The sequence below is a fragment of the Streptomyces sp. NPDC059524 genome, from assembly GCF_042749255.1.
In the GTDB taxonomy this organism is placed as follows: Bacteria; Actinomycetota; Actinomycetes; order Streptomycetales; family Streptomycetaceae; genus Streptomyces; species Streptomyces xanthii.
Genome location: NZ_JBHYTK010000025.1, coordinates 20,480 through 30,188 on the forward strand (window position 1 = coordinate 20,480; position 9,709 = coordinate 30,188).

9 protein-coding genes and 1 pseudogene are annotated in these 9,709 nt (G+C 70.0%); 1 reads left to right on the plus strand and 9 read right to left on the minus strand.

Going from position 1 to position 9,709, the window contains the following annotated elements; translation table 11 throughout:
* Nucleotides 1–130: 130 nt before the first annotated feature.
* The 4 genes from ACFW9D_RS10145 to ACFW9D_RS10160 all read right to left on the minus strand — a co-directional run bounded on the left by ACFW9D_RS10145 (nucleotide 131) and on the right by ACFW9D_RS10160 (nucleotide 4,378).
* Nucleotides 131–505 carry an FKBP-type peptidyl-prolyl cis-trans isomerase gene (locus ACFW9D_RS10145; protein WP_161305184.1) on the minus strand — a complete coding sequence of 125 codons (375 nt, stop codon included), beginning with the start codon at nucleotides 503–505 and terminating at the stop codon, nucleotides 131–133.
* Nucleotides 506–566: 61 nt separating this feature from the next.
* Complete coding sequence (locus tag ACFW9D_RS10150; protein ID WP_188339898.1) at nucleotides 567–1,595, minus strand: FKBP-type peptidyl-prolyl cis-trans isomerase; 1,029 nt, start codon at nucleotides 1,593–1,595, stop codon at nucleotides 567–569.
* A 152-nt stretch (nucleotides 1,596–1,747) separates the two neighbouring features.
* Nucleotides 1,748–3,109 (minus strand): Pup--protein ligase, encoded by a 1,362-nt coding sequence (pafA, locus tag ACFW9D_RS10155; RefSeq protein ID WP_188339897.1) that lies wholly within the window; start codon nucleotides 3,107–3,109, stop codon nucleotides 1,748–1,750.
* A 9-nt stretch (nucleotides 3,110–3,118) separates the two neighbouring features.
* Nucleotides 3,119–4,378: an MFS transporter gene (locus ACFW9D_RS10160; protein WP_384619938.1), complete on the minus strand. Its 1,260-nt coding sequence runs from the start codon at nucleotides 4,376–4,378 to the stop codon at nucleotides 3,119–3,121.
* A gap of 130 nt (nucleotides 4,379–4,508) precedes the next feature.
* Between ACFW9D_RS10160 and ACFW9D_RS10165 the strand changes: the two genes are divergently transcribed.
* Complete coding sequence (locus ACFW9D_RS10165) at nucleotides 4,509–5,549, plus strand: LacI family DNA-binding transcriptional regulator (RefSeq protein ID WP_384619940.1); 1,041 nt, start codon at nucleotides 4,509–4,511, stop codon at nucleotides 5,547–5,549.
* A 64-nt stretch (nucleotides 5,550–5,613) separates the two neighbouring features.
* Here the strand turns inward: ACFW9D_RS10165 and prcA are convergent, their stop codons facing one another.
* The 5 genes and pseudogenes from prcA to dop form a co-directional block, all read right to left on the minus strand.
* Complete coding sequence (gene prcA, locus ACFW9D_RS10170; RefSeq protein WP_384619942.1) at nucleotides 5,614–6,396, minus strand: proteasome subunit alpha; 783 nt, start codon at nucleotides 6,394–6,396, stop codon at nucleotides 5,614–5,616.
* 46 nt (nucleotides 6,397–6,442) lie between these two features.
* Nucleotides 6,443–7,288, minus strand: a complete 846-nt coding sequence (prcB, locus tag ACFW9D_RS10175; RefSeq protein ID WP_384619945.1) for a proteasome subunit beta — start codon at nucleotides 7,286–7,288, stop codon at nucleotides 6,443–6,445.
* Nucleotides 7,240–7,437, minus strand: a pseudogene (locus ACFW9D_RS10180) (endonuclease domain-containing protein); the annotation flags it as partial. The pseudogene ACFW9D_RS10180 and the gene prcB, both read right to left, overlap by 49 nt.
* Before the next feature lie 110 nt (nucleotides 7,438–7,547).
* Nucleotides 7,548–7,766 (minus strand): ubiquitin-like protein Pup, encoded by a 219-nt coding sequence (locus ACFW9D_RS10185; protein WP_384619947.1) that lies wholly within the window; start codon nucleotides 7,764–7,766, stop codon nucleotides 7,548–7,550.
* A gap of 134 nt (nucleotides 7,767–7,900) precedes the next feature.
* The gene (gene dop / locus ACFW9D_RS10190; RefSeq protein ID WP_384619950.1) at nucleotides 7,901–9,412 is read right to left on the minus strand and encodes a depupylase/deamidase Dop; all 1,512 of its coding nucleotides are present in this window, start codon (nucleotides 9,410–9,412) and stop codon (nucleotides 7,901–7,903) included.
* Nucleotides 9,413–9,709: the final 297 nt, after the last annotated feature.

Here is a 9,709-nt window from a genome sequence, read left to right on the forward strand (position 1 = left end):
CCGGGGGTGTGGCGCCTAACGCGCGGGCAATAGCCGGGGCAACGGGGCGGCCCGCCGGGGGAACGGCGGAAGGCCCGGGGCGGGCCCGCACGGGCCCTTCTCGCGACGTTCGGCTCGCTCGCGCGGACCGTCAGACGGCGACCAGGTCGCAGACGAAGATCAGCGTCTCGCCCGGGGCGATGCGGCCGCCACCGGCGCCGCGCTCGCCGTACGCGAGGTGCGAGGGGATCGTCAGCTCACGACGGCCGCCGACCTTCATGCCCTGCACGCCCTGGTCCCAGCCCGCGATGACCTGGCCGGCACCGAGCTGGAACTCCAGCGGGTTGCCGCGGTTCCAGGAGGCGTCGAACTCCTCGCCGGTGGAGAAGGCCACGCCCACGTAGTGGACCTTGACGAAGTCGCCGGCCTTGGCCACGGCGCCGTCGCCCTCCCAGATGTCCTTGATCTGGAGGTCCGCCGGCGGCTCGCCGACCGGGAAGTCGACCTCGGGCTTGTCGATGCTCACGTGTAGTGCTCCTGCTGGTTGGCTGTCGGACAACCGGGACAGTCTGCCACTGTCGCGGGGGTCAGTGCGCGGCGAGGATGTCCACGACGAAGACGAGCGTGGAGTTGGCCGGCAGGGCCTTGCCCTGGTCCTTCTCGCCGTAGGCCTGCTCCGGCGGGATCACCAGCAGGACGCGGTCGCCCACGTGCTTGCCGACGATGCCCTTGTCCCAGCCCTGGATGACCTGGCCCTGCCCGATGGGCGTGGTGAACGGCTGGCCGCCGCGGTTCCAGGAGGAGTCGAACAGCTCGGCCTTCGCCTTGCCCTCGTTGATCTTCCAGGCGGCACCGCTGTACTGCATGCTGACCGTCTGGCCGTTCTTGATCTCGGCGCCCTTGCCCTTGATGAGGACCTGGTCGACGAGCTTCTTCGGCGGGTCGTTCTTCGGGACGGAGATCGTGGCCGGCTTCTCCTCGTCGGCCTTGATCTGCGGCAGGTCGGACGGGATCGCGGCCTGCGTGCCCTCGACCTTCTTCGGGACGACCTTGCCGACGTCGACCGCGAAGACCAGCGTGTCCTCGCCCGAGACGCCCGCCTGCGGGTTGCCCTGGGGGCCGAAGCCGGCGGCCGGCGGCGCCACGACGAGCACCCGGCTGCCTTCCTTCTGCCCCACCACGGCCTGCGCGAACGCCGGCAGCTGGCCCTCGGCGCCGGCGGTCACCATCTGGTCGCCGCCGCCCTGCTTGCCGTACGTGGTGCCGAGGTCCTTGCCGCCCTTCCAGACCTTGCCGGTGAAGTTCATCGTCACCAGGTCGTTCTTCTTGACCTCGGCGCCGTCGCCCTCGGAGAGCGTGTGCACGACGAACTTGCCGCTCGGGTCGCCCTTGGGCAGCGTGATGGACGCCTTCTTGCCGACGTCACCGGCGACCTTCGGCATCGGGTTCGCGGTGTCGACGGGCTTGGGCACCTCGGCCGACTTCGGCGCGGAGGAGGAGTCCGCCTTGTCCGCCGAGTCCTTCTTGCCGTCGTCGCTGCCACAGGCCGCCGCGGTCAGCGCCAGTGCCGGCACGATCAGTAGAGCTGCAAGTCGCCGTCGCACAGTGATCCTCATGTCGCTCGAATACGGTCCGGCCACTCTAGGCCCTCGGGCAACTGTGCCACGGGCAGCGGAAGGGCCCCGTACGAATGATTCGCACGGGGCCCTTCCTGAACGCCTCGAACACCCCTTTGGGGGGTGTTCCGCGGCGGATCTTCACGCCGGTCCTACATACCGGCGATCAGCTTCTCCACCCGGTCGTCCACGCTGCGGAACGGGTCCTTGCACAGCACGGTGCGCTGCGCCTGGTCGTTCAGCTTCAGGTGGACCCAGTCGACCGTGAAGTCGCGGCGCTGTTCCTGGGCGCGCCGGATGAAGTCGCCGCGCAGTCGCGCGCGCGTGGTCTGCGGGGGCACGGACTTGCCCTCGAAGATCTTCAGGTCGTTGCAGATGCGGGCGGCCTGGCCCTTCCTCTCCAGGAGGTAGTAGAGACCACGACGGCGGTGGATGTCGTGGTAGGCGAGGTCTATCTGCGCGACCCTCGGGTGCGACATGGTCATGTTGTGCTTGGCCCGGTACCGCTCGATGAGCTTGTACTTCATGACCCAGTCGATCTCGGTGCCGATGCGGTCGAGGTCCTCCGCCTCGATCGCGTCGAGCGTGCGGCCCCACAGCTCGAGGACCTGGTCCACGGTGCCGGTGCGGATGCCCCGGCGCTCGCAGAAGTCCACGGCCTTCTCGTAGTACTCGCGCTGGACCTCCAGGGCGGAGGCCTCGCGGCCGCTGGCCAGGCGGACCTTGCGGCGGCCCGTGATGTCGTGGCTGACCTCGCGGATGGCCCGGATCGGGTTCTCCAGGGTCAGGTCGCGCATCACCGTGCCGGCCTCGATCATGCGCAGCACGAGGTCGGTGGCACCGACCTTGAGGAGCATGGTCGTCTCGGACATGTTCGAGTCGCCGACGATGACGTGCAGCCGGCGGTAGCGCTCGGCGTCCGCGTGCGGTTCGTCGCGGGTGTTGATGATGGGCCGGGAGCGCGTCGTCGCGGAGCTGACGCCCTCCCAGATGTGCTCGGCGCGCTGGCTCACGCAGTACACCGCGCCGCGCGGCGTCTGCAGCACCTTGCCCGCGCCGCACAGCAACTGACGGGTGACCAGGAAGGGGATGAGAATGTCCGCGAGTCGCGAGAACTCCCCGTGCCGTGCCACCAGGTAATTCTCGTGGCAGCCGTAGGAGTTTCCCGCCGAGTCGGTGTTGTTCTTGAACAGATATACGTCGCCTGCGATTCCCTCCTCGTGCAGGCGGCGTTCGGCGTCGACGAGCAGGCCTTCCAGAATGCGCTCGCCCGCTTTGTCGTGGGTGACCAGCTCGGTCACGTTGTCGCATTCGGGTGTTGCGTATTCCGGATGCGAACCCACGTCCAGATACAGGCGTGCGCCGTTCCGCAGAAAGACATTGCTGCTGCGGCCCCATGACACGACACGGCGGAAGAGGTACCGCGCCACCTCGTCAGGAGACAGGCGTCGCTGTCCCCTGAACGTGCATGTGACGCCGTACTCGTTCTCCAGCCCGAAAATGCGGCGGTCCATGACTGAACATTACGCCCGATCCCCCGAGCTGAAACGGGGTTGGACGGCACGGTTCGGATCATTTTCGGATGAGAGCGCGACACGCCCGGACGCGTGCGGCGCGCTCAGGACCCGCCCGGTGGCCAGCAGGACGAGCAGCGCCAGGGCGCCGGTGACGGCCGGCACGGCGAAGCCCCAGCGGGTGCCGCCCCATTCGACGACGGGGCCCGCGACGGCTGTACCCACGCTCGCGCCCACCGTGAAGGTCGTCACGAGCCACGAGAACGCCTCGGTGACCGTCCCGCGCGGGGCGTGCCGGTCCACGACGATGAACGCGCAGGCGATGCAGGGCGCGAGGAACACGCCCGCGACCGCCGTCAGCGCCACCATGGCCACCGGGCCGGGCACGATCGCCAACGGCACGTAGAACAGCGCCAGAAGCGCCACCAGCCACCGAAGTCGCCCCTCGGGAGCCCCACTCCACTGCCGCGCGCCGTAGACCGCGCCGCCGACGAGCGCGCCGAGGCCGAGCGCGGCCATCATCCAGCCGTACACGGCGTCACCTCCGTTGCCGTCCGCGTACGAGACACCCGCCACCGTGATGGAGCCGAGCGCGAGCCCGATGAACAGGAAGGCGGCGAGCAGCGCCAGCAGGCCCGGTGAACGCAGGGCGCCCAGCCAGTGGGCCTCGCGGGGCGCGCTGCGCCACGCGCGCGAGGGCTTCGACAGCACTACGGAGAGGGCGCCGAGCACACCGATCACGTTGAGGACGACGAGCGCGGCCTGCGCGGACCACAGCGACACACACACGGTCACCAGGAGCGGGCCGACCGTGAACATGACCTCCTGCGCGATGGCGTCCATGGCGTACGCCACGTGCACCTGTTCCTCGCGCGGCAGCACACTCGGCCACAGTGCGCGCAGCCCGCCCTCCAGCGGAGGTGTGAACAGGCCGGCCGCCGCCACCGCGAGATACGCGACCACGGGGGTGTCCGTGCCCACGAGCGCGAAGACGGTCATCGCCAGCGCCGACAGGACGGCCGCGGGCAGCTGCACCTTCGGCTGGCCCCGCAGATCCACCAGACGGCCGAGCACCGGCTGCCCCACGGCATTGGCCACGCCGTACACCGCGGCCAGCGCTCCGGCCAGGCTGTAGGTGCCGCCCTCCTCACGCACGAACAGCACGATCGCGATCGCCGCGATCGCGTTCGGCAGCCTGCCCACCAGGGTGCCCGTCAGCAGCCGCATCGCGTGCCGCGCCCTGAGGATCTCCGCATAACCCGCGGCCATCGCCCCGCCCTCACCTGAAGTTTTACGTATAACGTCGTGACGTCATACGTACCACGCACCCGGCCCCGACAGCCACCCGCTACCGTCGTGAACCGGACCAGGCCGGACCAGGAACGACACGGAGGCACCAGTGACCAGCGGCACCGAGGGCCCGGCGACCACCCGCCCCACCAGCCGGGACGTGGCCCGCGCGGCCGGCGTCTCCCAGGCCGCCGTCTCCCTCGTCATGGGCGACAAATGGCGCGGCCGCGTCGCCGCCGGCACCGCCGAGCGCGTCCGCGACGCCGCGCGACAGCTCGGCTACCGGCCGAATCTCGCCGCCCGCAGCCTCCGCATGGGCCGCACCCGCACCGCGCTCCTGGTCGTCCCGGCGCTCACCAACGAGTTCTTCGCCGGGGTGTACACGGGCGCCGCCCGCGTCGCCGCCGAGCACGACTTCGGCGTCGTCCTGTACCCCTCCCCCGAGGGCACGGGCCCCGCGCGCGACCCCTTCCCGTCCTCTCAGGCAGCCCTCGACGGCATCCTCGCCTCCTCCATGGCCGCCGACGCCGTCACCACCCTGCGCGGTGACGGCCTCCCGCTCGTCATGCTCGACAGCGACCCCGGCGACCCCGCCACCACCACCGTGAACCTCGACCTGCCCGACGGCGTCCGGCAGCTCACCGAACACCTCCTCGGCCTCGGCCACCGCCACTTCCTGCACCTCGCCTCGGCCGTCGACTCCTGGACCTTCGACGTCCGCGCCCGCGAACTCGCCGCCCGCACCCGGCAGGTGCCCGGCACCACCCTGCGCACCGTCCGCTCCCCCTTCACCGTCGAGGGCGCCCAGGACGCCGCCGAGCGGGCCCTGCGCACCAGCGGCCTCCGGACACCCACCGCGATCGTGTGCGACGACGACAAGATCGCCGCCGGCGCCTGCAAGGCCGCCCGCCGCGTCGGCCTGCGCGTCCCCGACGACCTGTCCGTCACCGGTTTCGACGACCTCTCCCTGGCCACGGCCCTCGAACCGGAACTCACCACCGTGCGCCTGCCCGCCGAGGACTTCGGCGCCCGCGGCATGGCCGCGCTCCTCGCCGTGCTCGACGACCGCACCCCGGACACCACTCCCCTGTCCGTCCGACTCGTCCCCCGCGGCTCCACCGCGCCGCCGCCGCGCACCGCCGCCCCCTGACACACGTGTGCCCCGGCCGGTCACGGACCGGTCGGGGCACACCTCTCGAAGAGGAACCCGCGCGCTACGCCTCCGAGCCGCCGTCGGAGTCGGAGGACGTGTCGTCGGACACGGCCTCGGACGCCGCCTTCGACACCTCCGCCGCGCCCTCGGCCGTCAGCAGCCGCTCCAGCTGCCGCCCGGCGATCCGCTTGAACTTGCGCTGCTGCGGCCGCGTACGGTCCAGGACAGCCACTTCCAGGCGCTCCGCGGGGATCTCCCGCTCACTCCCGTTCGTGTCCCTCGACAGGGCCTGCACCGCCAGCTTGAGCGCCTCGGACAGCGTCATGCCGTCCTGGTGGCGCTGGTCCAGGAAGGTACTGATCTGCTCCGCGTTGCCGCCCACCGCCACCGAGCCGTGCTCGTCGACGATCGAGCCGTCGTGCGGCAGCCGGTAGATCTGGTCGCCCTCGGCGGACTCGCCCACCTCGGCGACGACCAGCTCCACCTCGTACGGCTTCTCGCCCGCGCTGGAGAAGATCGTGCCCAGTGTCTGGGCGTACACGTTCGCCAGGCCACGGGCCGTCACGTCGTCGCGGTCGTAGGTGTATCCGCGCAGGTCCGCGTACCGGACACCGCCGATCCGCAGGTTCTCGTACTCGTTGTACTTGCCGGCGGCCGCGAAACCGATGCGGTCGTAGATCTCGCTGAACTTGTGGAGTGCACGGGACGGGTTCTCGCCGACGAACACGATGCCGTCGGCGTACTGCAGCACCACCAGGCTGCGACCGCGCGCGATGCCCTTGCGCGCGTACTCCGCGCGGTCGGCCATCGCCTGCTGGGGAGAGACATAGAACGGTGTCGACACCGGCTATCCGTCCCTTTCTGTCAGTGACTCAGTGAATGGGATCGGCTCAGAGCAGGGCGGCGCGGGGGCCGTCCGGCTGCTCGAGGCGCCGCTCCAGGATCGAGCGGGCGATCGCGGACGACTCCTCCTCCGACAGCCTCCGGAACCCGTCCTCCGTGATCACGGTGACGATCGGGAAGATCCTGCGGGCCATGTCGGGTCCGCCCGTCGCCGAGTCGTCGTCCGCGGCGTCGTACAGCGCCTGGACGACCAGCGTCGTCGCCTGGTCCTCCGTCAGATCGTCGCGGTAGAGCTTCTTCATCGCCCCGCGCGCGAAGACCGAACCGGAACCGGTCGCGGCGTACCCGTGCTCCTCACTGCGCCCGCCCGTCACGTCGTACGAGAAGATGCGGCCCTTCGCGCGGTCGACGTCGAAGCCGGCGAAGAGGGGCACGACCGCGAGTCCCTGCATCGCCATGCCGAGGTTCGACCGGATCATCGTGGACAACCGGTTCGCCTTGCCCTCCAGCGACAGCTGGGCGCCCTCGACCTTCTCGAAGTGCTCCAGCTCCAGCTGGAAGAGCTTCACCATCTCCACCGCCAGACCGGCGGTTCCCGCGATGCCGACGGCCGAGTACTCGTCCGCCGGGAAGACCTTCTCGATGTCGCGCTGCGCGATGACGTTGCCCATCGTGGCTCGCCGGTCACCGGCGAGCACGACGCCGCCGGGGAACGTCACGGACACGATCGTCGTGCCGTGCGGGGCCTCGATGACGCCCTGGGTCGGCGGCAACTGCCGGTTCCCCGGCAGCATTTCGGGCTGGTGCTCGGCCAGGAAGTCCATGAAGGACGACGAGCCGGGCGTCAGGAAGGCAGCCGGCAGACGCCCGGTGCTACGAGGGTTGGCTTCCACGCGTTTCCTTCCGGGTAGGCGGCGGCTCGGTTCACCGCGTCGGGGGTGTCCCCCAACTGGCCGAGGCCGGTGTTGCAGTTGAAGTTGAAGCACAGTACGCCAGGGACCCTACCCGTCTCACGGCGGTGATCCACATGTACTGCCGAGGCATCCGGGAACGGCACGTGCGGCCCGGCCCGGCCGCGCCGCACGCAACGTTTCACCTGAAGCTCGCTCGACACAGAACACACCTCGCCTTCGATGTGAAGGCGAGAGGCGACTACTGGCCGCCCTTCTGGACGAAGGAGCGCACGAAGTCCTCTGCGTTCTCCTCGAGGACATCGTCGATCTCGTCCAGGACCGAGTCGACGTCGTCGCTCAGCTTCTCCTGGCGCTCCTTGAGGTCCTCGGAGCCCTGGGCCTCCTGAGCCTGCTCCTCGACCTCCTCAGTGGAGCGTGTCGCCTTCTGCTGCCCGCCGCCGGTGTCCTTGGTTGCCATGTCCAGCTCACCCCGCTCGGTTCGAGATTCAGCTCGTTCGTGATGATCAGACCCTACAAGTCCGGTCCGACATCGGCCCCGCAGTTTCTTCAACGTACGGGGCCCACCTCTGTGATTCCCCGGCGCCCGCCGTTTCAGCCGCCGGACAGGACGCGGACCAGATCTTCCGCCGTGCGGCAGCGGTCCAGCAGCTCCTTCACGTGGTTACGCGTTCCGCGAAGCGGTTCCAGGGTTGGGACCCGCTGGAGCGAGTCGTGGCCCGGCAGATCGAAGATCACCGAGTCCCAGGAGGCCGCGGCGACGTCGTCCGCGTACTGCTCCAGGCAGCGGCCGCGGAAATAGGCCCTGGTGTCCTCCGGAGGCTTCGTACGCGCCCTGTCGACCTCGGACTCGTCCAGGAGGCGCTTCATCCTCCCGCGGGCCGCCAGACGGTTGTACAGGCCCTTCTCGGCCCGCACGTCGGCGTACTGGAGGTCCAGGAGGTGGAGCTTCGCGGCGTCCCAGTCCAGGTCGTCGCGGCGCCGGTAGCCCTCCATGAGCTCCCGCTTCGCCACCCAGTCCAGCTCGCCGGCCAGGCTCATCGGGTCGGACTCCAGCCGCCCCAGGACGTCCTCCCAGCGGCTGAGGACGTCCTTGGTCTGGTCGTCCGCGTCCGCGCCGTAGCGCTCCTCGACGTACTTCCTGGCCAGCTCGTAGTACTCCATCTGGAGCTGCACCGCGGTGAGTGTGCGGCCGCTGCGGAGCGTGATCAGGTGCTGCAGGTCCGGGTCGTGGGAGACCTGGTGCAGGGTGCGCACGGGCTGGTCGACGGCCAGGTCCACGGCAATGAAGCCGTCCTCGATCATGGCCAGGACCAGGGACGTCGTGCCGAGCTTGAGGTAGGTCGAGATCTCGGAGAGGTTCGCGTCGCCGATGATCACGTGGAGCCGGCGGTACTTCTCGGCGTCCGAGTGCGGCTCGTCGCGGGTGTTGATGATCGGGCGCTTGAGCGTGGTCTCCAGGCCCACCTCGACCTCGAAGTAGTCCGCGCGCTGGCTGAGCTGGAACCCGTGCTCGTGGCCGTCCTGGCCGATGCCCACGCGGCCCGCGCCGGTCACGACCTGGCGGGACACGAAGAACGGCGTGAGGTGCCGCACGATGTCCGAGAAGGGGGTCTCCCGCTTCATCAGGTAGTTCTCGTGCGTCCCGTAGGAGGCGCCCTTGTTGTCGGTGTTGTTCTTGTAGAGGTGGATCGGCTGGGCGCCGGGCAGCTGGGCGGCCCGCTCGGCGGCCTCGGCCATGATCCGCTCGCCGGCCTTGTCCCACAGGACCGCGTCGCGCGGGTTGGTGATCTCCGGAGAGCTGTACTCGGGGTGGGCGTGGTCGACGTAGAGGCGCGCGCCGTTGGTCAGGATGACGTTGGCGAGGCCGATGTCCTCGTCGGTGAGCTGGCTGGAGTCGGCGTTCTCCCGGGCGAGATCGAAGCCCCGGGCGTCCCGCAGCGGGTTCTCCTCCTCGAAGTCCCAGCGGGCCCGGCGGGCGCGGTGCATCGCGGCCGCGTAGGCGTTGACGATCTGGGACGAGGTGAGCATGGCATTGGCATTGGGGTGGCCGGGGACGGAGATTCCGTACTCCGTCTCGATGCCCATTACTCGCCGTACGGTCATGCGGCCCTCCTTGCCCGGCGGCGCCCTCGGTCGGGGGCGTCGCTCAAGTCCTCCGCTGGTTCTCCGGTGCGTGTGCGGTGCCCGTCCCCGCACGGCGCGACTCGGCGGCATGGAAGAGCCTAGAACGCCTTTGCGCTGGTGGGGAGATCATTTGCGTCATTGCTTCGCTCCGACGTCGGGCGGGTTCTTCCGGGACAATGCGCCCGGAAAACAGTGGGGTGGGGGGGGGGCGGGGGGGGGCCCCCCCCCCCCCCCGCCTTTGAAGGTATTGTTGGGGGTGAGGCCCCGCGGGGCGTG

Excerpts from the sequence above, each read along its gene's own strand:
- dop (WP_384619950.1), bottom strand. The coding sequence starts at position 9,412 with ATGACCGTACGGCGAGTAATGGGCATCGAGACGGAGTACGGAATCTCC.
- ACFW9D_RS10185 (WP_384619947.1), bottom strand. The coding sequence starts at position 7,766 with ATGGCAACCAAGGACACCGGCGGCGGGCAGCAGAAGGCGACACGCTCC.
- pafA (WP_188339897.1), bottom strand. The coding sequence starts at position 3,109 with ATGGACCGCCGCATTTTCGGGCTGGAGAACGAGTACGGCGTCACATGC.
- ACFW9D_RS10160 (WP_384619938.1), bottom strand. The coding sequence starts at position 4,378 with ATGGCCGCGGGTTATGCGGAGATCCTCAGGGCGCGGCACGCGATGCGG.
- ACFW9D_RS10150 (WP_188339898.1), bottom strand. The coding sequence starts at position 1,595 with ATGAGGATCACTGTGCGACGGCGACTTGCAGCTCTACTGATCGTGCCG.